Origin of the sequence: Siansivirga zeaxanthinifaciens CC-SAMT-1 (genome assembly GCF_000941055.1) — a bacterium.
Lineage (GTDB): Bacteria > Bacteroidota > Bacteroidia > Flavobacteriales > Flavobacteriaceae > Siansivirga > Siansivirga zeaxanthinifaciens.
Genome location: NZ_CP007202.1, coordinates 413,940 through 438,766, shown reverse-complemented (window position 1 = coordinate 438,766; position 24,827 = coordinate 413,940). Strand labels below are relative to the sequence as shown.

The window sequence follows — 24,827 nt, the reverse complement described above, 5'->3', positions numbered from 1 at the left end:
AAATACTTATCAATAAGTAACTAAACAAAAAACATGTATTTAATTTTCGATACCGAAACCACCGGATTGCCCAAACGATGGGACGCTCCTATTACCGATACCGACAATTGGCCGCGTTGTATTCAAATTGCTTGGCAATTACACGATGCCATGGGGAACTGTATTGAAAGTCAAGATTATTTAGTACAACCCGACGGATTTAATATTCCTTATGATGCCGAAAAAATTCACGGTATTTCAACAGAACTTGCTCAAGAAGAAGGAATTCCATTATTAGAGGTTTTAGAGAAATTTAAAACAGCTCTTGGAAAAGCCAAATTTGTAGTTGGACAAAATGTAAAGTTCGATTTAAATATTATGGGTGCCGAGTTTGTGCGCGAAAGTATAAAAAACAACTTGCAAGAATTACCAGTTTTAGATACTTGTACCGAGCACACAGCCGAATTATGTCAGATTCCAGGCGGTCGTTACGGAAAATTTAAACTGCCAACTTTAACAGAGTTACACGAATTTTTATTTAAAGAACCTTTCGCTGAAGCCCATAATGCTACTGCCGATGTGGAAGCTACAACCCGTTGTTTTTTAGAGTTAATTCGTTTAGAAGAATTTACACAAGAGCAACTCGATGTTGCACCCGATTACTTCGAAAAATTCAAAGAAGCAAACCCTTCAGAAATACAACTTATAGGTTTAAAGCACATTAATTTAAAGCAGGAAAGTGCTAAAATTCGTGAGCAGTTAAAAAAATCGGAAGGTGTTAAAATTTCTTCAGCAGAAATAAAGCAAAACATTTCGGAGTTAGAGGAAGTTGAATTTGTTCATCTTCATAACCATTCGCAATTTTCGGTATTGCAATCGACCATGAGTGTGGCAGATATTGTTGAGGCCGCGGCAGAACACCACATGCCAGCTGTCGCTTTAACCGACCATGCTAATATGATGGGGGCTTTTCACTTTGTTAATGCCGTAGACAGGCACAACGGCAGTGTTGCTGGTAAAATAGCTGCTGCAAAAGAGCGTGGCGAAACCATTCCAGACAAACCCATCAAGCCCATTATTGGCTGTGAGTTTTTTGTTTGCGAAGATCATACAGATAAAACCAGAAAAGATAACGGTTACCAAATTGTGTTTTTAGCTAAAAATAAAAATGGTTACCATAATTTGGCAAAATTATCGTCTGAAGCCTTTGTTAATGGCTTTTATTATGTACCAAGAATCGATAAAACCCTTATAGAAAAATATAAAGACGATTTAATTGTACTTACAGGAAATTTATATGGTGAAGTGCCAAGTAAGGTTTTAAATGTAGGTGAAAATCAAGCCGAAGAAGCCTTGTTGTGGTGGAAAGCACAGTTTGGCGACGATTTGTATGTCGAGCTGATGCGCCATAACCAAGAAGATGAAAATCGTGTAAATCCAACCTTAATAGAGCTTGCCAGAAAGCACGATGTTAAGTTGGTAGCATCTAATAATACCTACTACAGAAAAAAACAGGATGCCAATGCGCACGACATTTTGTTGTGTGTAAAAGATGGTGAAAAGCAAGCAACACCTATAGGGCGCGGTCGTGGCTATCGCTATGGTATGCCTAATCAAGATTACTATTTTAAATCGGGCGAGGAAATGAAAACCTTGTTCAAGGATGTGCCTGAAGCAATTAGTAATATTCAAGAAATAATTGATAAAGTTGAAGCTTATAAATTAGCGCGTGAAGTATTATTACCAGCGTTTGATATTCCAGAGGAATTTAGGCATGAAGCCGATTTAGTCGATGGTGGTAAGCGTGGCGAAAATACTTTTTTAAGACACTTAACTTACGAAGGCGCCAAGAAACGCTATGGCGATCCTTTATCTGATGAAGTTGTTGAACGCTTAGATTTCGAATTAAGTGTTATTGAAAACACAGGGTATCCGGGTTATTTCTTAATTGTTGAAGATTTTATACGTGAAGCCAGAAATATGGATGTTTCTGTGGGACCTGGGCGTGGTTCGGCAGCAGGTTCGGTAGTAGCGTATTGTTTATGGATTACTAATATAGACCCACTTAAGTACGATTTGCTTTTTGAGAGATTCTTAAATCCAGATCGTATTAGTATGCCCGATATTGATATCGATTTCGATGATGAAGGTCGGAGTCGGGTTATGGATTACGTTATCAAAAAATACGGTAGCAATCAAGTAGCACAAATTATTACTTACGGTACCATGGCGGCTAAATCTTCTATTCGTGATACCGCACGTGTGCTCGATTTGCCTCTCTTTGATGCCGATAGAATTGCTAAATTAATTCCAACCATGTCTAAACTAAATAAAATTTTTGGTTTAAGTGAAAAGGAATTAAGCAGTAAGTTTCGTGCCGAAGATTTAGAAAAAGTTAATGAACTTTTAAACATTGCCGAAGGGTCTGGCTTAGAAGCAGAAACCTTAAATCTGGCAAGAATTCTGGAAGGTTCTGTTAGAAATACAGGTATTCATGCCTGTGGTGTTATTATTACGCCAGACGATATTACAAAATTCGTACCTGTGGCAACTGCCAAGGATTCCGATTTGTATGTTACCCAGTTCGACAACTCGATTGTAGAATCGGCAGGCTTGTTAAAAATGGACTTTTTAGGGTTAAAAACATTAACTCTTATTAAGGATACGGTTAAAATCGTTAAGGCTAGACATGGTATTTTGTTAGATCCAGACAATTTTCCTTTAGACGATGAAGAAACCTATGCGTTATTCCAGCGTGGCGAAACGGTTGGGGTGTTCCAATACGAATCCCCTGGAATGCAAAAACATCTTCGCGATTTAAAGCCCACCGTTTTTGAAGACTTAATTGCCATGAATGCCTTGTACAGACCGGGCCCGATGGAATATATTCCAAGTTTCGTTAGAAGAAAACATGGTGAAGAAGAAATCGAATACGATTTGCCAGCCATGGAGGAATACCTAAAAGAAACCTATGGTATTACGGTGTATCAAGAGCAGGTTATGCTACTGTCTCAAAGTCTTGCAGGATTTACAAAGGGTGAAGCCGATGTATTGCGTAAGGCTATGGGGAAAAAGCAAATTGCGGTTCTAGATAAAATGAAGCCTAAATTTATCGAACAGGCCAGCGCAAACGGACATGATGCCAAAGTTTTAGAAAAAGTTTGGAAAGACTGGGAGGCTTTTGCGAGTTATGCTTTTAACAAATCGCATTCTACATGTTATGCTTGGATTGCTTATCAAACCGCCTACTTAAAAGCTCATTATCCAGCAGAATATATGGCGGCAGTGCTTTCTAACAACATGAACGACATTAAACAGGTTACATTTTTTATGGAAGAATGTAAGCGTATGAAATTAGATGTGTTAGGGCCAGACGTAAACGAATCTTTTTATAAATTTTCTGTAAATAAAAACAATGCCGTTCGTTTTGGTATGGGAGCTATTAAAGGGGTTGGTCATGGTGCTGTGATGACTATTGTAGAGAACAGAAAAAAAGATGGTCCTTATAAATCGATTTTCGATTTAGCCAAACGTATCGATTTACGTGCAGCGAATAAAAAAGCATTCGAAAATTTAGCCCTAGCAGGCGGTTTCGATGGTTTTAAAGATACACATAGAGCACAGTATTTTCATGATGATGGCGATGGTATTACTTTTTTAGAGAAGGCTATACGTTATGGTAACAAACATCAGGAAAATGAAAATTCGGCGCAAGTAAGTTTGTTTGGCGATGCGAGTGATGTGCAAATTGCCGAGCCACAGGTGCCTCCTTGCGAAGACTGGGGGACTATGGAAAAATTATCTAAAGAAAAAGAGGTGGTTGGTATTTATATTTCGGGTCATCCGCTGGACGATTTTAGAATAGAAATGAATACGTTTTGTAACGCCAATATTTCCATGTTTGCCAATTTAGAGCCTTATGTAAACAGAGAATTGGTTTTTGGAGGCGTTATTACCGATGTGCAACACCGTGTTAGTAAGCAAGGTAAAGGCTGGGCCATGTTTACCATAGAAGATTATAATGATAGTTTCGAATTTAGAATTTTTGGTGAAGAGTATTTAAAATTTAGGCACTTTTTAATGAATAATAACTTTGTTTTTGTGAAATCGTTTATTCGAGAAGGTTGGGTAAATAAAGACACAGGCAAAAAAAGTGAGCCAAGATTACAATTTAATAGTTTTCAGTTGCTGCATGATGTTATGGAAAATTATGCTAAAAAGCTATCTATTCAAATTGATATCGACGATTTAAAACAGGATAAGATTCTTAAGTTAAAAGACTTAATACAAATGCATCCCGGAAACCAGTCGTTGCATTTTATTGTTTACGATAATAAAGATCAAATAAAATTAACCATGCCAAGTAGAAGGCAAAAAGTAAAAGTATCGCAAGAGTTGCTAAATGAATTACGAAATTATGATGTAGTTTTTAAGCTAAATTAAATACGTATTCGCGCAAAGGATGGGAACGGCATCCTTTTTTGAGGTACGAAAAAAAGATATAGTGGACAGCCTGGTTTATGCGCCCTAAAAATGTTAAAATAGCCTTAAGTAATATGGCTATAAGTAAAACAAATTGTTAGTTTGTTGGCTGAAGCGGTTTTTTAGTTAATTTTGTACTATAAAATTGAGTTAAGAATATAAAATATAAATATTATGGCATTAGAAATAACAGATGCAACGTTTGAGGAAACAGTCTTAAAAAGTGATAAACCTGTTTTAGTAGACTTTTGGGCTGCTTGGTGTGGACCATGTAGAATGGTAGGTCCAATTATTGAAGAAATAAGTGGCGAATACGAAGGTAAAGCTGTTGTTGGTAAAGTAGATGTTGATGCTAATCAGGAATTTGCAGCTAAATACGGTGTTAGAAACATACCTACAGTTTTAGTGTTTCAAAACGGCGAAGTTGTTGGAAGACAGGTAGGTGTAGCGCCAAAAACAGCTTATACAGAAGCGATCGATTCGTTATTGTAATATAATAAGAAAAAGAAAAGTGAAAAGGTTTGCCGTAATGGCAAACCTTTTTTTATTTTTAGATAAAAATTAAAAGAACATGAGTAGTAAAATAAAAGTTCAAGATGCTATTGATAATAAATTAATAGAGCAACGTAAAGTGTTTTTATGGGGGCAAGTAGATGACCAATCGGCAAAGCATGTTATAGATAGATTAATGTATCTGGATGCTTTAGAAACTAAAGATATTCAGTTGTATATTAACAGTCCTGGAGGTTATGTAACCTCTGGTTTTGCTATTTACGATTTTATAAAATCATTAAACAGTGAGGTTTCAACTATTTGTACTGGTTTTGCAGCATCTATGGGCTCTATAATTTTATCGGCAGGTGCTAAAGGAAAACGTTTTATACAACCGCATGCTCGAGTAATGATTCATCAGCCAAGTGGAGGCGCTCGCGGTCAGGCTAGTGATATTGAAATTACGGCGAAAGAAATTATTCTTACCAAAGAATTGAGTGCTAAGATTTTAGCAGATAATTGCGGACAGACTTTTGATAAGGTTATGAAAGATTTTAATCGCGACCATTGGATGGGCGCAGACGAATCGGTAGCTTACGGTATTGTTGATGCTGTTATTTAAAAAGCATAAAGGATAGTTTTTAAAAAAGCATGGTTTACTATGCTTTTTTTGTTTTAAACAGGGTTTATATATTTGTTTTATGAAAGTATTAGTTTTTATTTTTTGTTTGTTCTTAATGACTTCCTGTTTAAAGGAAAAACAAGAACCATCTTTGTTGGGTCCTGGCATTTCTCTGGATTTAGCTAATTATAGAAAAACTCAGGTCTCGGATGTGGTTTATGATTTGTCATTCCATATTCCTATGGAAATAACAAAACCTATTAAATCGAATTTAAACCTAAGTTTAAAAATAAATGATTTAGCGCACCCTTTGTATTTAGATTTTAATGTAGATACAACGCATGTAAAAGAGGTAAGGGCTAACGGTGTTGTCATTCCTGTTAAACATGAACAGGAGCATGTTATAATTGATACAGAGTATTTAAAAATAGGGGCTAATACCATTACTGTTTTGTTTCATGCGGGTGAGTTGTCTTTAAATAGAAATGACGATTATTTATACACCCTTTTAGTGCCCGATAGGGCAAGTACCTTGTTTCCGTGTTTCGACCAGCCAAACATAAAAGCACACTACATTTTAGATATTACGGCGCCAAAATCATGGAAGGTTTTATGCGGTTCTAAAGTAGACTTTGAAGAAGATAAAGACGAAAGCATCAGGCATAAGTTTGTAAAGTCTGATCTCATGAGTACTTATTTGTTTTCGTTTGTAGCCGGTGTGTTTAATGAAACCCATCAAGAATTAAATAATCTTAAAATGCATTTTCTTTATCGAGAAAATGATAAAGAAAAAATAGAAGCCAGTACCTATGAAATTTTTAAACTTCACAGGGAGTCTGTGGCGTTTTTAGAAGATTATACACAATATAAATTTCCGTTTCAAAAATTAGATTTTGCAGCGATACCAGGTTATCAATATGGGGGTATGGAGCATGTGGGAGCTATACAATACAGAGAGTCTTCGTTGTTTTTAGATGAAAACGCCACGCAAGACGAGAAGTTAAATCGGTGTCAATTAATTGCTCACGAAACATCGCATATGTGGTTTGGCGATTTAGTAACCATGAATTGGTTTGACGATGTTTGGTTAAAAGAAGTCTTCGCAAATTTTTTAGCCGATAAAATTTCGAATCCGGCGTTTCCAGATGTTAATCATACTTTAAACTTTATGAATGCGCATTACCCAAGCGCTTACAGTGAAGACAGAACCCAAGGCGCTACGGCTATTAAACAGCCGCTTAGCAATTTAAAAAATGCTGGAACACTTTACGGCAATATTATATATCATAAAGCGCCTATAATGATGCGACAATTAGAAACCTTACTAGGTGAGGAGCCGTTTAGAAATGGCATGCGAAATTATATTAAAAAGTTTGCAAATTCTAATGCCGACTGGAATGATTTGGTTTCTCTTTTAGATGCCGAAACAGAGTACGATTTAAAGCAATGGAGCGATGTTTGGGTGCATAAGTCTGGACGCCCTATTATAACCGATTCTATTGCATATAACAACAATACTATTGAAAGTTTTACCTTAAAACAACAGGCCGAAGATGGCAGTACAAACATTTGGCCACAAACATTTAGTCTCGGACTTGTTTACGATGATAGTGTAAAAGTGGTGTCTGTGAGTTTAAATACAGCTTCAAAAACATTAGAACACTTAAAAGGCTTACCAAAGCCCAAAACCGTTATTTATAATTATGATGCCATGGGTTATGGTGTTTTTCCAATTAAAGCTTCAGAAATAAGTTTTATACCTGCAATAAATGATGATGTTGCTAGAGGCTACAGTTATATTAATTTATATGAAAATGTTTTAACAGAGACCATCAACCCAGAGGCGGCTTTAAAAGTTTTAATTGAAGGCATTTCTAAAGAAAATGAAGAGCTTATTTTAAATAATATCTTAGGAAGCACATCGTCCATATTTTGGCATTTTATTTCATCAGAAAAACGTGATGCATTTGGAAAAGTATTAGAAGAAATTTTATTAAAACGCATCCAATCTGCTGAGGTTTCGGCAAGTATGAAAAAAACATTGTTTGGTTTATTTAAAACGGTAGCTTATTCAAACCATGGTAAAGACAAGTTGTATCAAATTTGGAATAAAGATTTTACCATTAAAAATCTAAATTTAAATGAAGATGATTATACGAGTTTAGCATGTACTTTGGCATTGTATAATTATCCAGATTCGGATGCGATTTTAAACACCGCTTTACAAGCTGTTTCAAATCCCGATAGAAAAAAGCGTTTAGAATTTTTACTACCATCGTTGTCTCAAGACCCGGCGGTTCGCGATGCTTTTATGGCCTCTTTAGCCAAGCCAGAAAATCGAGAAAAAGAAAGTTGGGTAGGTTCTGCATTGTATTTTATAAACCATCCGTTACGACAACAATATTCTCAAAAGTATTTAAAAAGCAGTTTAGAATTGGTTGAAGAAGTGCAGTTAACCGGCGATATATTTTTTCCAAAAGCCTGGTTAAATGCAACCATAGGAAGTTATTCGTCGGATTATGCTTTAGAGGTTTTAGAGCAATTTTTATTAGAAAACCCCGATTTCCCCAGCGTTCTTAAAAATAAATTATTACAATCTGCCGATAATTTGTATCGTGCTAAACAAATTAGAACGACATGGCCATAGATTTACAAAACGAACTGAATAAAACAAATGGTTTTAAAAACCTAGAATTGCTTGCAAAGCAAGTGGTTGAGGGGTTTATTGCAGGAATGCATAAAAGTCCGTTTCATGGTTTTTCTGCAGAATTTGCCGAACATAAAATTTATAATCAAGGCGAAAGCACACGACATATCGATTGGAAATTATTTGCTAAAACAGATAAGCTTTATACCAAGCGATACGACGATGAAACCAATTTACGTTGCCACATTATAATTGATAATAGCAGCTCGATGCATTATCCGGAAGTGAAGCAATTTTCAATTGGAAGTTTAAATAAAATTGCCTTTTCGGCTTTAGCTTCAGCATCACTTATGGGTGTTTTAAAAAAGCAACGAGACGCGGTAGGCTTAAGCGTTTTTAGTAATAAATACGATTATTACGCACCCGAAAAAGGGAGCGAACGCCATCATCAAATGCTATTACATACATTGAGTGAATTGGTAGAAAAAAAGTCTTCTAACACAGAAACAAATACATATAAATATCTTCATGAAATTGCCGAAAAAATTCACAGGCGTTCTATGATTTTTTTATTTACCGATATGTTTCAAACAGTAGAAGAAGAAGCCAGATTGTTTGAAGCTTTACGACATTTAAAATATAATAAGCATGAAGTTATTTTATTTCATGTGTTTGATAAAGCTAAGGAGTTAAATTTTGATTTCGACAACACCCCAAAGCATTTTATAGATGTAGAAACGGGGGAGCATATCAACTTATATGCCGACAGTGTAAAAGTTGATTATAACGAACAAGTATCCCGATATTTTGAAGCTATAAAGCTAAAATGTTTGCAGTATAAAATAAAATATGTTGAGGCCGACATAAATAAAAATTTCAATAACATATTGACAACGTATATGATAGAAAGAAACAAGTTTGCCTGATTAAAATTTTTTTCAAAAAAAAATTAAAAAAGTTTTGCGCAAATGAAAAAGCAATGTATATTTGCAACCGCAATAAAGCAACGGTCTGGTAGTTCAGTTGGTTAGAATGTCGCCCTGTCACGGCGAAGGTCGCGGGTTCGAGTCCCGTCCAGACCGCCAAATTGCTAAAAGCTCTAAGAAATTAGGGCTTTTTTTGGCAATATAATGAAGTTGTGTTGTCCCAATGTTACATTGGGAAGTAGTTATACTAGATTTATCTGGTATACCAATGAAAGGCTTTCCTTTTTTCTTTCTAGAAAATCGGGATGCTTTTTTGTTTTAAGACGTTTTCAAATTTATGATGTTTAGCTTTTGGCGTGACTATTTTAGTAAAAAAGTAGAAGGTTATTTGTTTGTAGTAACTTTTTCTGATGCTTCCTGTTTTGGAGTTACAGCATACAGTAAAGCAGAGGCGCTTGAATTTGTAATTGATAAAATTTACCACAACCAAACCATTCCTAGTGGCGAAAGTGTTAAAGCGATTAGTTGGCAAGAGGCACGTTCTAGATTTGCTACGGTAAAAAGAAAATCAATGCGATCTAAAGGTATTTGGTATCCACTACATATAAATTGCAAATAACATTTAAAATGTATTTATGGTTTCTAAAGACCTTTTAAATATGCAGATTAAATATCAAAATATATTAATAACAAGTGCCGACATCATGTGTCGCAATTAAATATGTATTTACCAACTACATTTGTAATGTAATTAATAGGTAATAATTAATTTATTGTTTTTAAGTTTGGTTTGGTTAGTTTGAAGCTACAAATAAGCAGTAAATAGCTTTTTTGTAGCTTTTTTTTATAAAATTTTGATGCTTTTAAAAAAGTATTTAAAATGTAGTTTTAAGATTTACAGAGGTTTAAAGTATATTGACAAAAGTTTTTTTTATTTTTACTTCTAAAATTGTTTTAACCTAACGATCTACTCATGAAGAGAAAACTACGTCTAACTTTTCCTATTCAAATAAGTTTATTAATAATATTTTTTTTTAATGGCTTTGTTTCGATATATGCACAAATTTTCAATAAAGCAAGAATTATCATTTTAAAAGGATTAATTCTTTTTGTACTTGCACTGTTTGTGCAGCGTGTAGATGGCCAAAATAGAGTCATTTTAAATACTTCCTTCGAAACGGGATTTCTACAAAATTTTAGTCAATATAAAATTCTTGCTTCTCAAGGGTCAAGCACACCCGAAGTTGATGGATGGTATAGCAATCATCCCGTTTTTAATGGTATTCAGACTCCTATTGAAGTTTGGCGCTCCGGCTTTAACGGAGTTAATGCTCAGGATGGAAATTATTTTGTAGAATTGAATGTGCTTCAGCCTACCCGACTTTACCAAATTATTTATTTGGTAAATGGAGAAACTATACAATGGAGCTTACATCACAGAAAAACACCGTCTTTAAGCGCTACGCAACAAGTAGAAGTAAACCTTTATGATCAAACGGGGACATCTAAACTATACGTTATTGGTAGCCATACTGCTACTAGCTCTTCCTCATGGGATGCTGCAAGCGGTAGTTACGTTTTCACTGGGCCCACAGGGATATACCAATTAGGGTTTGAGAGTGCTCAACCAAGCAGTGGCGATATAGGCAATCTATTGGATAATATTTCCATTGAAATAAAACCCTTAGTTGAATTTATTGAGAGCTCAAATCGCATCGTAGAAAGCAATGGGTCTTACAGACCTAATTTCCAAGTTAATGGTAAAGTCAATAATGTTTCGAGTATAACTTTTTCAGTTGTTGGAGGTAATGCGGTTGAGGGAGTTGATTATACTTTCCCAAATAAAACAATCACAATTAACCCAGGAATCTATTCTAAATCTAATGCGATTCCAATTGGGCTTACATTAATAAATAATAGCGCAGATACGGGGGAACGTACGTTAACACTTAGAATAAGTTCTGTTACTGGAGAGCTTGCCAATTTAGATTCTGATGGGAATGGTTATAAAGGAGATTTAACTATTACTATTGTTGATGATGATTTGGGATTTTCATTACCCAATCTCTGGTTTAAGGCAAATCAGGGCGTTACGCCAGGAGCCACTTTTACTTGGGCTAATCAAGGAATTCTTGCATTTGATGCAACTCAGGCATCCGCTTCTTCACAACCTACCTTGGTAACCTCAGGGGCCAATCAAATTAATTTTAATCCTAGCTTATCATTTGATGGCACAAGTGATTGGTTGGAAACTGCTACCATTTCAGATGTGATAGGCACAAGTGGAGGTAGCGAACAATCTACCCAATTTGCAGTATATCGAAGAACTAATACAAGCCAGGATAACAATAATCCGGTATATCAATTTGGTAATGCCGATGTCCAAGGAGAAACAAGAATCATGCTTGGTAATGCCAATGGCATGTATCATCAACGAATGCAACGCTATAAGGGTACCCTTTCAGCTGGTGAGGTAGCCCTAATTGACATGACCGCTGTCTCATCTGCCAGTTCTCAAACACTTAGCTACCAAAAAAATGGAGACGGTTCTGCCGTATCTTCTTTTGGAAGTTATGGCAATGAGCAAATAAACAGATCGTTTAAAATTGGCGGAAGAACCAATAAGGATTTTGCAGCTGTGGACATAGCCGAGATTTTGGTTTTTCCTACGACATTAAGCAGTGCAGATCGTAATAAAATTCAATCTTACCTGGCTCTTAAGTATGGGATTTCCTTAGGTGATAATACTTCGGCAGTGGCTTACACCTCGTCTAATGGAACGACTTTGTGGCCAGCCAACGCAACATATAAGTATGACATTTTTGGAATAGGAAAAGACGATGGAAGTCGCTTGAACCAAACGTAATCCAACAGTATCAACACCGGTTCTGGCGATGGCACTGGGCAAAGTGGCAAAGGTAATATAGTTATTAGCAATCCTTCTTCTTTGGGTAATGGTGACTTTTTGATGATGGGTCATAATACTGGGGCATTAACCGAACAAACAGCAGAAGTTCCCGCCAGTTTACCTGGCGCAAAGCGTATAGGCAGGGAATGGCTGATTAAACGTACTGGTGATGTTGGTACCGTTGATTTATCTTTTGACGTAACAGGATTAACCCTTAGTGGTTCTCTGTTCATTGATTTTAAGCTCTTGATAGATGCCGATGGTGATTTTAGTTCGGGCGCAACAATAATAAATGCAAGCAGTTTTGCTGGCGGCAAAGTCTCTTTTACTGGTGTAACCTTACCCGATGCAAACTATATCACTTTTGTAACTGATGTTCCGTTGTTTTTGAGCTCAAACCTTTGGCTAAAAGGTAACCAAGGTGTAACCAATAGCGGTAGTAATCTGGCAGGTTGGGTAGACCAAACAGGCATAAATACCTTTACTGTCTCTGGAAATCCTCAAACGGGTGTTTCTAAAATAAACTTCAATAATGCCATTGATTTTGATGGTGCTGGTGATTACCTAACAGGAAACGCAGCTATTACTTTTCAGAATGTTTATGCAGTAATTAAACGAGAAAATACAGGTGACTTAACAGTACTGAGTGCTTCTTCAGGCTCTGCCAACCGAGGCTATGTTATGAAAAGCAATAACATGAGTACGGGAAATAATGATGGGTCTAATTATTTTAGATCTGTTGGAACCTTAGGAACAGACAAAGCAAGGATAGGTCATGTTGAAATTGTTGCCGGCCAACCTGCAACCAATCAAAAATCATATATTGATGGGCAACAGTTTAATACTGTATCCCTAGTAGGTTCAGGTAACTTTGTAAACTATTCAGATGTACCCTATGTTGGCCGCTCACAAGATAATGCACAACCCGATTATTTTAATGGCAAAATTGCTGAGATCATTATGTATCCTGCAGCCCATACGTCTAGGGAAAGATCCAAAATACAATCTTATCTAGCCATTAAATATGGCATTTCCTTGGATCCTTCAGCATCAGCTTATCTATCTTCGTCTGAGGCGCTAATTTGGACTGATTTGACCTATTGGAATGATGTATTTGGTATTGGTAAAGACGATGCCTCTAGCTTGAACCAAACGCAATCCAACAGCATCAATACCGGAAGTGGGGACGGAACAGGACAAAGCGGAAAAGGTAATATTATAATAAGCAACCCATCCTCTTTAAATAATGGTGATTTTTTGATGATAGGTCATGATAATGGAGCGTTAACCGAACAAGCGACAGACTTGCCAACTAATTATATAGGAGCTGCCCGATTAGCAAGAGAATGGAAAGTGAAGCATACTGGAGATGTTGGAACTGTTGATTTGAAAATTGATTTAACTGGTTTGAATTTAAGTGGAGTGCCTTTGAATAATTTCCAATTATTATTAGACGCCGATGGCGATTTTTCATCAGGAGCCACTGCGGTTATTCCAGCTAGCTTCAGTTCTAATATATTGACATTTACAAGTATTTCATTAATCGATGGTACCGTATTTGCCTTGGTTACCAAAACTGCCGGACCAGGTGTAGCAGGTGCCAGTCTCTGGTTAAAAACAGATGATGGAATTACTGCCTCAGGAAGCAATTTAACTGGGTGGACAGATCAAACGGGTACAAACACTTTTTCATTAAATGGAACTCCTACAGTCGTTAACAATTCCGTGAATTTTAATCCTATAGTTAATTTTACAAATCCAACAAGTCCTGGAGTACCTGTTAATGGATTAATTGGTGATACCGAAATTAGCGGCGTAGAAGCATTTGGAGTTTTTAAGTATAAGGATATTGTTAATCAAGGAACTATCGTAGGAAATACAACAGGAGATGGTGGATTTTTTGCTGGTCTACTTAACGTGATGAAAAATCGTGATACCAATGGAAATGACCAAACATTTGCCAATGCTAATCTTTCGACTGTTTTTTCAATAAGTAATATAGATTTATCACCAACTCTTGCACAAGCAACAGTTAATGGTTTAGCAGCAAGTGTTACACAAGAAAAAGGTGTTGATTTTGCTTCTGTTAATTTAACGCCAGCCATTGGTGGAGGCGCTAATGTTGGTGGTTTAAATGGAGATTTGGCTGAATTAGTTGTGTACTCAAAATCATTATCTGCCTTAGAAAAGCAGAAAGTTCAATCTTATTTAGCAGTTAAATATGGAATAACCCTCGACCAATCAATTTCCAGTTATGTAAGCTCCAATGGAACAGTAATATGGGATAATACTTCCTATTGGAATGATGTTTTTGGCATAGGAAGAGAAGATGCTTCTGGACTAAATCAAACACAATCGAACAGTATAAACTCAGGTTCTGGAGATGGAACTGGTCAATCTGGAAAAGGAAATATTGTAATAAGCAATCCGTCATCTTTAGAAGATGGAGACTTTTTACTTATTGGACACGACAATGGTGCCTTGACTGAACAAGTAACAGATTTACCAGCTGACTATGCAGGTAGAACCAGACTAACCAGAGAATGGAAAGTGAAGCATACTGGAGATGTTGGAACAGTTGATTTGAAAATTGATCTAACTGGTTTGAATTTAAGTGGAGTACCCTTAAATAATTTTCAATTATTATTAGACGCCGATGGCGATTTTTCATCAGGAGCCACTGCGGTTATTCCGGCTAGCTTCAGTTCTAATATATTGACATTTACAGGTATTTCATTAACCGATGGTACCGTATTTGCCTTGGTTACCAAAACTGCCGGGCCAGGTGTTGCAGGCGCCAGTCTCTGGTTAAAAACAGATGCTGGACTTACAAGTTCTGGTAGCAACTTAACCGGATGGACTGATCAAGTAGGTATTAACACCTTTAATGTGAATGGAAGCCCTGAAGTTGTAGATAATAACATCAATTTTAATCCTTCTGTATATTTTGCAAATGCTCCAGGTAGTGGACTACCTGAGATTGGATTGATTGGTAACACCGAAATTATTGGCGTAGAGGCATTTGGCATTTTTAGACATGCAGACCTAGTCAACCAAGGAACTATCTTAGGGAACTCAACGGGTGAGGGAGGATTCTTTTCAAGCACATTAGGAATTATATCAACTGGAGATAGTAATGGAAATGATCAAACATTTGAAAACCCAAATGTAGGACTAGAATTTTCAATAGTAACCATCGATGTGTCACCCACCCTTGCTGATGCAAAAATTGATGGCTTAGCCGCAAGTGTTACTCAGGACAGTGGAACTGACTTTTCATCTGTTAGTTTAATACCTGTTATTGGTGGAGGATCTCTTATGACTAAGTTAAATGGCGAGTTAGTAGAATTAATTGTTTACCCAAGTTCTTTATCTGCAATAGATAAGAGGAAAGTTCAATCGTATTTGGCTATTAAATATGGTATAAGTCTTGATCAGTCAGTTACTAGTTATATGAGTTCAAGTGGAACAGTAATTTGGAATAATACAACCTATTGGAACGATGTTTTTGGTATTGGAAAAGACGATGTTAGTGGCTTAAATCAATCGCAGTCTAACAGTATCAATACAGGTTCTGGAGATGGCACTGGCCAAACTGGAAAAGGAAATATTGTAATAAGCAATCCGTCATCTTTAGAAGATGGCGACTTTTTAATGATTGGTCATGACAATGGAGCATTAGTGGAACAATCAACAGACTTACCTACGTCTTTAAGCTGTTTTTCAAGAATTCGAAGAGAATGGAAAGTAAACCATACAAATGACGTTGGAACAGTAGACTTGAGTTTCGATATTAAAGGACTAACAGTAGGAGGCACCCTAAAAGAAGATTTTAGGTTAGTTATCGATCAAGATGGTGATGGCAATTTTACAACGGGTACCGTAACTGTAATTACTCCAAACAGTTTAACATCTGGAGTACTGTTGTTTCAAGGTGTTACATTAAATTCTGGGGCTGTATTTACATTTGTTACAGGACCAGAGACTATTAGTCCAACCATAACATGTGTATCAGACCTAACACAACCAAGCGATGCCGGAAACTGTTCTGCAGTAGTTAATAATATAGCTCCAACAGCCAGTGATAATTGTGCAGTAACCACCCAAACGTGGACCTTAACAGGCGCTACTGTAAAAAACAGTGCGACCACAGGAATAAATGATGCCAGTGGAGAGACTTTTAATCTGGGTGTTACAACAGTAACTTATACTGTAAGTGATGCAGCAGGAAACACAAATAGCTGTAGTTTTGATGTTACCATAACCGATACTGAATTACCAACCATCGCAACGGCTAGTAATATAACCGTAAGTTCAGATACTGGTACATGTACTTATGCAAGTTCACAATTAACCCCACCAACAACCGATGATAATTGTGGAGTAGCGAGTGTTGTAGCAAGTCCATCAAGTTTGGCTATAGGAACGAATACCGTAACTTGGACTGTAACCGATAATTCAGGAAATACAGCAACGACAACCCAAACAGTTACTGTAGAAGATACTGAATTACCAACCATCGCAACGGCTAGTAATATAACCGTAAGTTCAGATACTGGTACATGTACTTATGCAAGTTCACAATTAACCCCACCAACAGTGAATGATAATTGTGGTGTAGCGAGTGTTGTAGCAAGCCCGTCAAGTTTAGCTATAGGAACGAATACAGTAACATGGACTGTTACCGATAATTCTGGTAATACAGCCACTACAACCCAAACAGTTACTGTAGAAGATAATCAACTACCAACGATAGCCACTGTGGGAGCAGTTACTGTACCTGCCGATGCTGGTGTTTGTACATATTCAACCAGTCAATTACCACCACCGTCAACCGATGATAATTGTGGAGTAGCGAGTGTTGTAGTGAGTCCGTCAAGTTTAGCTTTAGGAGCTCATACCGTGACTTGGACTGTAACCGATAATTCTGGTAATACAGCAACGACAACCGAAACAGTTACTGTAGTAGACACTGAATTACCAACGATAGCCACTGTGGGCGCAGTTACTGTACCAGCCGATGCCGGTGTTTGTACGTACTCAACCAGTCAATTACCACCACCATCAACCGATGATAATTGTGGAGTTGCATCAGTGGTAGGAATTCCATCGACATTAAATGCAGGTTCGAATACCGTTACCTGGATAGTTGTTGATGATTCTGGAAATCAAAACAGATCAATTCAAACAGTAATTGTAGTAGAGAATGAGCTACCAACCATATCCAATTTAGGGCCAATAACAGTGAATTCCGACCCCGGCGTTTGTACGTATGCAAGTTCACAGTTAACACCGCCAACAACGAATGATAATTGTGGTGTAGCAAGTGTAGTGGCGAGTCCATCGAGTTTGGTTTTAGGAGATAATTTAGTGACTTGGACAGTTACAGACAATGCAGGAAATGTAGCAAACTCACTTCAAACAGTTACAGTTGTAGATAATGAACGTCCAACGATAGTTATTGCAGGTCCTGTTACTGTAAGTTCCGACCCAGGTGTTTGTACGTATGCAAGTTCACAGTTAACACCACCAACAACCAACGATAATTGTGGTGTGGCGAGTGTTGTGGTAAGTCCATCGAGTTTAGCTATAGGAAATAATACAGTGACTTGGACCGTAACCGATGATTCAGGTAATACAGCAACCGCAACACAAATAGTTACAGTAGAAGATACAGAAAATCCAACCATCGCTTCAGTTGGTTCTGTTACTGTAAATGTAGATGCGGGCTTATGTACCTATGATACGAGTCAATTACCACCACCTGCAGCCGATGATAATTGTGGTGTTTTGTTTGTAATTTCAGATAAAACGACTCTAAATGTTGGAGTTAATACGTTAACATGGTATGCTTTTGATTTTGAACTTAATTTTAGCTCAACAACTCAAACGGTTATTGTAGTAGAAAACGAAGCGCCAACCATTGCGACATTAGGTCCAATAACAGTAAGCTCAGATCTTGGAGTTTGTACTTACGATAGTTCTCAATTACCACCACCAGCAACCAGTGATAATTGTGGCGTGGCAAGTGTGGTAGCGAGTCCATCAACTTTAGTTTTAGGACCCAATACAGTAACATGGACAGTTACAGATAACGCAGGAAACATAGCAAACTCCATTCAAACAGTTACAGTAGAAGATAACCAAGCGCCAACCATCGCAACGGTTAGTGCCGTTACAGTATCTGCCGATGCCGGTGTTTGTACTTATAATACGAGTCAATTACCACCACCAGCAACCAGTGATAATTGTGGTGTGGCAAGTGTTGTGGCGAGTCCATCAACTTTAGTGTTAGGTTCAAATACGGTTACATGGACAGTAACAGACAATGCTGGAAATATAAAAACGACAATACAAGGCGTCACTGTTCAAGATAACGAAGCGCCAACATTCACCTCTGTTAGTGCAATTACAGTAAGTGCCGATGCTGGAGTTTGTACCTATGCAAGTTCTCAGTTAACACCGCCATCAGTGACTGATAATTGTGGTGTCGCAGGGATACTTCGAAATCCTGGAGTTTTATCTGTAGGTATTAATACCGTAACATGGACAGCAATAGATGATTCAGGAAATCAAAAAAGCATTATTCAAACAGTTACTGTAGAAGATAATGAAGATCCAACCATTGCTTCGGCAAGTAATATAACCGTAAGCTCAGATGCTGGAACATGTACTTATGCAAGCTCACAGTTAACACCACCAACAGTGAATGATAATTGTGGCGTAGCAAGTGTGGTAGCGAGTCCATCAACTTTAGTTTTAGGACCAAATACAGTTACATGGACAGTAACCGATAATGCAGGGAATACAGCAAGCACAACCCAAACAGTTACTGTAGAAGATAATGAAGACCCAACCATCGCTGCGGCAAGTAATATAACGGTAAGCTCAGATGCTGGCACATGTACTTATGCAAGTGCACAGTTAACACCACCAACGGTGAATGATAATTGTGGCGTGGCAAGTGTGGTAGCGAGTCCATCAACTATAGTTTTAGGACCAAATACAGTTACATGGACAGTAACCGATAATGCAGGTAATACAGCAAGCACAACCCAAACAGTTACTGTAGAAGATAACGAAGACCCAACCATCGCTTCGGCAAGTAATATAACGGTAAGCTCAGATGCTGGCACATGTACGTATGCAAGTTCACAGTTAACACCACCAACAGTGAATGATAATTGTGGCGTAGCGAGTGTTGTAGCAAGCCCATCGAGTTTAGCTTTAGGTGCTAATACAGTTACATGGACAGTAACCGATAATGCAGGCAATACAGCAAGCACAACCCAAACAGTTACCGTAGAAGATAACGAAGATCCAACCATCGCTGCGGCAAGTAATATAACGGTAAGTTCTGATGCTGGCACATGTACTTATGCAAGTGCACAGTTAACACCACCAACGGTGAATGATAATTGTGGCGTAGCGAGTGTTGTAGCAAGCCCATCGAGTTTAGCTTTAGGTGCTAATACAGTTACATGGACAGTAACCGACAATGCAGGTAATACAGCAAGCACAACCCAAACAGTTACTGTAGAAGATAATCAATTACCAACAGTAAGCTGCCCTGCAAACCAAACTGTAGTAGCTGATGTAAGTGGTTTTTATACACTACCTGATTATTTTGGTACAGGAGCAGGTTCTGCAACCGATACTTGTTCGGGAACGATAGCTGTTTACAGTCAATCTCCGACTGTAGGAACACAACTTGGTATTGGTGTGTATACAATTACTTTAACAGCAGAAGATGCTAGTGGAAATATTGGTAGCTGTGATTTTGAATTAACGGTTAGTGCGCCATTAGGTTTAGAAGATTTGAATCGAGATATAAAAACGATTCAGTTGTATCCAAACCCATCAAGTAATTTAGTTTATTTAAGTAATCCATCAAGAATCAATTTGCAAGAGGTTTCTATTTACGATGTTACTGGTAGGCTTATAGAAACCGTTAAGCTTAAATCTGAAGAGAAACAAGAAGTTATAGATATGTCTCATTGGGACAGTGCGATGTATCTTTTTGTGATAAAAAGTGATTTAGGACAGGTTACTAAATCTGTAGTTAAAGAATAAACTTATAATTGAATTACAAAACAAAAAGCCTCAAATACATGTTTGAGGCTTTTTGTTTAAATAAACGTTAATAAAATTATTTTTTTATGAGTTTGTCAATAATGGTTTCAACACCTTCTTCGGAATTGCTTTTAGTTGAAAACTGCGCTATTTTTTTAACATCTGGATGGGCATTTCCCATAGCATAACTAAAATAACCTAATTCTAACATTTGTAAATCATTATTATAATCTCCAAAAACCATGGTTTCGTCTTTTGTTATACCCATTTGTTTTTGCAGAATTTTTAATGCATACCCTTTATTGGCCTCGGCATGTGAGATGTCTAACCAATTTTGGCTAGATACTATAACTTGTAAATCTTTTTTTAAAATCGAAGCTTTTGGTAAAATATGCATTTCAGAAGAGGTATGATGGTAAACTGCAATTTTTAAGAAATCATCATTTTCAACTTTTGTTAAATCTTCAACAATGCTATATTCTTTGTAGTATTTACTAAATTTTGAAATAAATTCTGTGTCGGTTGTTTCTATGTAGGCTGAATTTCTTCCACATAAAACAATATATGCGCCATCAATTTCGCGCAATAGTTTAATGGAAGCCGAAACCATATGGTGTGGTAAACGCAATAATACTTGTTCAATATTATTAAGTTTCAGGATGCCTCCATTTTCGGCAATGATTGAAATGTAATCTTTTATAGGATTTAATTTATCTAAAATGCTTTGGTATTGGCGGCCACTTGCTGCTACAAAATGAATATTTTGTTTTTGTAATTCATTAAACTGATAGAAAAAACGGGTACTTACTTCACTTTCAGGATTTAGCAATGTGCCATCCATGTCGGAAACAACTAGTTTTACTTTAGAAAAATCCATATTAAACAATTAAGCCACAAAAATAATATTATTCAATAAATTAAATGTTAACTCATAATTAATCTAATAACTTTTGTTTAATTCTTATTTATATTTATTAAAACTTATTATTTACTAAACATTTTGCAATTGGGATTTTTGTAAATTGCAAGACTTTCATTAACAAAAAGAATATATGGTTACATTAAAACAGTTGGCAAAAGAGTTAAATGTTTCAATTTCTACAGTTTCAAAAGCATTAAATAATAGCGTTGAAATTGGAGAAGAAACTGTTAAGCGCGTAAAAGAGTTAGCTGAATTATATAATTATAAGCCAAATAAAGTAGCTTTAAGTTTAAAGCAAAATAAAACAAAGACTATAGGTGTAATAATACCTGACATTTTGAACCATTTTTTAGCTAAGGTTTTATTTGGTATTGAAAGAGAGGCTACCAAATATGGCTATAACATTATTACTTGTATTTCAAATGAATCTTTAGAAAAAGAAAAAGATGGTTTGCAACTTTTAGCAAATGGCAGTGTAGATGGTTTTATTTTATCGGTGGCACAAGAAACCCAGATAAAAAATGAAATTGAACATTTTAAGCGTACTATTTCTCAAGGCTTACCCATTGTTATGTTTGATAGGGTAGCTCATGATGTGTTGTGCGATAAGGTTATTGTGGATGATTTTGACGCTACGTATAATGCAACGTTAGGTTTGATTGCCGAAAAACGAAAACACATTGCATTTATTAGTACAATAGATAGTTTAAGTGTTGGTAAATTACGAGCACGTGGATATAATAAAGCATTAATTGAGAATGGAAATTATGAGCCATATGTATTGTCAATAAAAAAGAAAGACGATAGTCAAAAAAAGATTTTATCCTTTTTAAAGAAAAATCCTCAAATTGATGGTGTTATTTCAGCCGATAGTTCTTCAGGTATTATTGCCCTTAATACAGCCATAAAGCTTGGTAGAAAAGTTCCAAAAGATATTTCTGTTATAGGATATGCAAGTAAATCAGATAGTTATCATACCATTCCCAAGCTTACAACAATAAGGCAACATGCAAAAGAAATAGGAGCTAGCGCTGCACAAATGCTAATAAATAGGTTACAAAATAAAACAACTCAAGAAGATGTTAAAACAATTATTGTTAAAACGAGTGTTATTAAAAGTAAATCTACGCTTTAATTTCTTCTGTTTTTTATAAAATCATTCGCATTTAAACTGTTCATCGGTAAAATAACGCATTTTATCGTTATTTTTTTTGTTTATTGTTTTCTTTATTATAAATTAGCAAAGCTTTAAGGGCGCAAAATATCATTCCCTAAGTCCATAAAAGCAACATTAATCCATTTAGTAACCTTTAGGTTGCATTCCCTCAAAAATATTTTATTGCAAGTCTGTATACTTTTGTGTATTAGATTTTTAAGTTAATTATCCATTTTTTCCCTCAACCGAGATTTTAATTTTTTAAAGTCTCTGTAACATTTTTGTTTAAACAATTAGAAAAAATAGTATAACCTAAAAATCAATAATCATGAAAACCCTAAAAATCACCTTAATCTTAGCTGTAATTTTTGCATCATTAGCATCTTGTACTAAACAAGATTTAAATGAAGACGATTTATTAAATACGAGAGAAGTAAGCGCTCCTTTTACAGGAGGTCAAATTGATGAAAGATAATTTTATTTAAGCTTTATAAATACTAAGCCCTTATTTTTAATAGAATAAGGGCTTTTTTCATTTATAAATGTAAAAAATTATAGATACATTTGAGTTATACTAATATATAACCATTGAATCTAAGAGTTTTAATTATAACAGCATTGTTACTAGGGTTTCATTTATCTTGGTCTCAAGATAATGTGAAAGCTAAATTAGATAGCTTTGAAGTTTATATAAAGCGAGCTAAAAATAAAACAGAATTTGATTATAATAAACGGTTTGCTTATGCTAATAAAGCAAAGTATTTAGCACAAAATTTAAAGTTAGACACGCTCATTGTAAAAAGTAATATAGTTGTGTCTGAGATGCATTTAGAACGAGGTTTAAACAACTTATTTTTAAAAACCAGTAAAGATAATTTAAGATTTTCTGAGAAGTTAAAAGATTCCGTCTCGATAGCAGAGATTAATCAGAAATTAGGCGACTATTTTTATAATATTCAATTAACCGATAGCGCCTATTTTTATTATCATAATTCAGAAAAAATATATAGATCATTAAATGATGATTTTAATACAGCAACGCTTTTGCTCTACATTGCTATAATTCAAAAAAATGAAAAAGATTATACAGGTAGTGAAATTACATCAACCGAAGGTATTAAGTTTTTAGAGGGGTTAAAAAAAACCGATGCCGTTGTTAAAAAAAAGGCTTATTTATTCAATAATTTAGGTAATATTTTCGATCAACTTGAGCAGTATGAGGAATCTATAAAATACCATAAGAAAGCCTTAGAATTAAAGAAAACATTAGATGGTAATAATAAACTAAGTATCGATGTTTCTACAAACAATTTAGCGCTTGCCTATAAAAATTCTGGTAATTACCAGTTGGCACTTTCACATTACAAACAATTACTGGCCGATTCAAACTTAAAAACAGATCATCCCAATATGTATGCGCTGGTATTAGATAACTACGCTCATACTATGTATTTATCGGGTAACAGCGAGCAACTGCCAGATCTTTATTTAGAGGCTCTCAACGTAAGTAATAGTGTTGAAAATAAAGGATACAATTCAATTATAATAAACCAACATTTAGCCGAGTATTATAATGATATAGGTAATAAGGATTCTGCAAAATTGTATGCCTATGCCGCCAAAGAAATTTCAGAAAAATATCATAACGACGATTTGTTAAAATCCCTTCTTTTACTATCTAAAATAGAACAAGGCGAAGCCGCCGCAAATCATTTAAGAGCTTATGTAAAGTTAAATGATAGCTTACAAAAAAATGAACGCAATATTCGAAACAAGTTTGCTCGAATTCGTTTTGAAACCAACCAATTAGAAGAAGAAAATGTACAAATAGCTAAAGAACGCTTATGGTTATTAATAATATCTGTGGTGTTAATTGTTTCTTCTTTTTTACTTTATTTAGTTATAACACAACGTAACAGGAATAAAGAGTTGCAATTTATTCAGCAACAACAAAAAACAAATGAAGAAATTTATAACCTCATGCTTTCTCAAAACGAAAAGATTGAAGAAGCGCGTACCAATGAGAAAAAACGAATTTCACAAGAATTACACGATGGTGTTTTAGGACGTTTATTTGGAACGCGATTAAGTTTAGATAGTCTAAACATGAATACAAGCCCTGAGGCAATTAAGACAAGAAGTGAATATATCGATGGACTAAAAACTATCGAGCAGGATATTAGAAAAGTTTCTCATGAATTAAATACCGATTTTGTTTCAGGTTCTGGTTTTATCGATATTATTAGAACCCTTGTCGAAAGTCAAACAATAGCCTACAAGTTAAATTATAAATTAGAATATGAAGATGTTATAAATTGGGATGATATTTCCAACAAAACCAAAATTCATATTTATAGAATTATACAAGAAACTCTGCATAATATTTATAAACATGCCAAAGCAACACATGTAAATATTAGTTTTAAATTAAATAAAAATGTAATTTGCTTAACCATACATGATAATGGCTCTGGATTTGATGTAAATAAAATAAAATCTGGTATAGGATTGAAAAATATGAAATCTAGAATGAAAGAGATAAAAGGAGAAATTAAAATATCATCGACAATTAATGAAGGAACAACCGTAGAAATTGAAGCCCCAATAAAACTAACCTAAT

General features: G+C 35.7%; 12 protein-coding genes and 1 tRNA gene. 12 read left to right on the top strand and 1 reads right to left on the bottom strand.

The features are described from left to right. The first annotated feature begins 33 nt into the window (after positions 1 to 33). The 9 genes from dnaE to AW14_RS01975 all read left to right on the top strand — a co-directional run bounded on the left by dnaE (position 34) and on the right by AW14_RS01975 (position 20,129). Complete coding sequence (gene dnaE / locus AW14_RS02015) at positions 34 to 4,422, top strand: DNA polymerase III subunit alpha (RefSeq protein ID WP_044637290.1); 4,389 nt, start codon at positions 34 to 36, stop codon at positions 4,420 to 4,422. A gap of 213 nt (positions 4,423 to 4,635) precedes the next feature. Next, positions 4,636 to 4,953 (top strand): thioredoxin, encoded by a 318-nt coding sequence (trxA, locus tag AW14_RS02010; protein ID WP_044637289.1) that lies wholly within the window; start codon positions 4,636 to 4,638, stop codon positions 4,951 to 4,953. A gap of 79 nt (positions 4,954 to 5,032) precedes the next feature. Beyond that, complete coding sequence (locus tag AW14_RS02005; RefSeq protein ID WP_044637288.1) at positions 5,033 to 5,575, top strand: ClpP family protease; 543 nt, start codon at positions 5,033 to 5,035, stop codon at positions 5,573 to 5,575. Positions 5,576 to 5,654: 79 nt separating this feature from the next. After that, positions 5,655 to 8,222 (top strand): M1 family metallopeptidase, encoded by a 2,568-nt coding sequence (locus AW14_RS02000; protein ID WP_044637287.1) that lies wholly within the window; start codon positions 5,655 to 5,657, stop codon positions 8,220 to 8,222. Continuing rightward, positions 8,219 to 9,148, top strand: a complete 930-nt coding sequence (locus AW14_RS01995) for a DUF58 domain-containing protein (protein ID WP_044639448.1) — start codon at positions 8,219 to 8,221, stop codon at positions 9,146 to 9,148. The genes AW14_RS02000 and AW14_RS01995 overlap by 4 nt, the downstream gene beginning before the upstream one ends. A gap of 82 nt (positions 9,149 to 9,230) precedes the next feature. After that, a tRNA-Asp gene (locus tag AW14_RS01990) sits at positions 9,231 to 9,307 on the top strand. A 178-nt stretch (positions 9,308 to 9,485) separates the two neighbouring features. Further along, positions 9,486 to 9,767: a hypothetical protein gene (locus AW14_RS01985; RefSeq protein WP_154662105.1), complete on the top strand. Its 282-nt coding sequence runs from the start codon at positions 9,486 to 9,488 to the stop codon at positions 9,765 to 9,767. Between the two features lie 354 nt (positions 9,768 to 10,121). Continuing rightward, positions 10,122 to 12,014 (top strand): hypothetical protein, encoded by a 1,893-nt coding sequence (locus tag AW14_RS01980; protein WP_044637285.1) that lies wholly within the window; start codon positions 10,122 to 10,124, stop codon positions 12,012 to 12,014. 81 nt (positions 12,015 to 12,095) lie between these two features. Continuing rightward, positions 12,096 to 20,129, top strand: a complete 8,034-nt coding sequence (locus AW14_RS01975; protein ID WP_154662104.1) for an HYR domain-containing protein — start codon at positions 12,096 to 12,098, stop codon at positions 20,127 to 20,129. A 76-nt stretch (positions 20,130 to 20,205) separates the two neighbouring features. On the opposite strand, the gene AW14_RS01970 is transcribed toward AW14_RS01975, so the two are convergent. Beyond that, complete coding sequence (locus AW14_RS01970) at positions 20,206 to 21,006, bottom strand: HAD family hydrolase (RefSeq protein ID WP_044637283.1); 801 nt, start codon at positions 21,004 to 21,006, stop codon at positions 20,206 to 20,208. 175 nt (positions 21,007 to 21,181) lie between these two features. On the opposite strand from AW14_RS01970, the gene AW14_RS01965 reads away from it, so the two are divergent. From AW14_RS01965 to AW14_RS01960, 3 genes are all read left to right on the top strand, one after another. Continuing rightward, positions 21,182 to 22,186, top strand: coding sequence for a LacI family DNA-binding transcriptional regulator (locus AW14_RS01965; protein ID WP_044637282.1), 1,005 nt, complete (start codon positions 21,182 to 21,184; stop codon positions 22,184 to 22,186). A 349-nt stretch (positions 22,187 to 22,535) separates the two neighbouring features. Beyond that, a complete protein-coding gene (locus AW14_RS14790) occupies positions 22,536 to 22,682 on the top strand; it encodes a hypothetical protein (RefSeq protein WP_154662103.1) in 147 nt (48 codons plus the stop codon). A 113-nt stretch (positions 22,683 to 22,795) separates the two neighbouring features. Further along, on the top strand, positions 22,796 to 24,826 hold the full coding sequence (locus AW14_RS01960) for a tetratricopeptide repeat-containing sensor histidine kinase (protein WP_052647407.1): 2,031 nt from the start codon (positions 22,796 to 22,798) through the stop codon (positions 24,824 to 24,826). Position 24,827 lies beyond the last annotated feature (1 nt).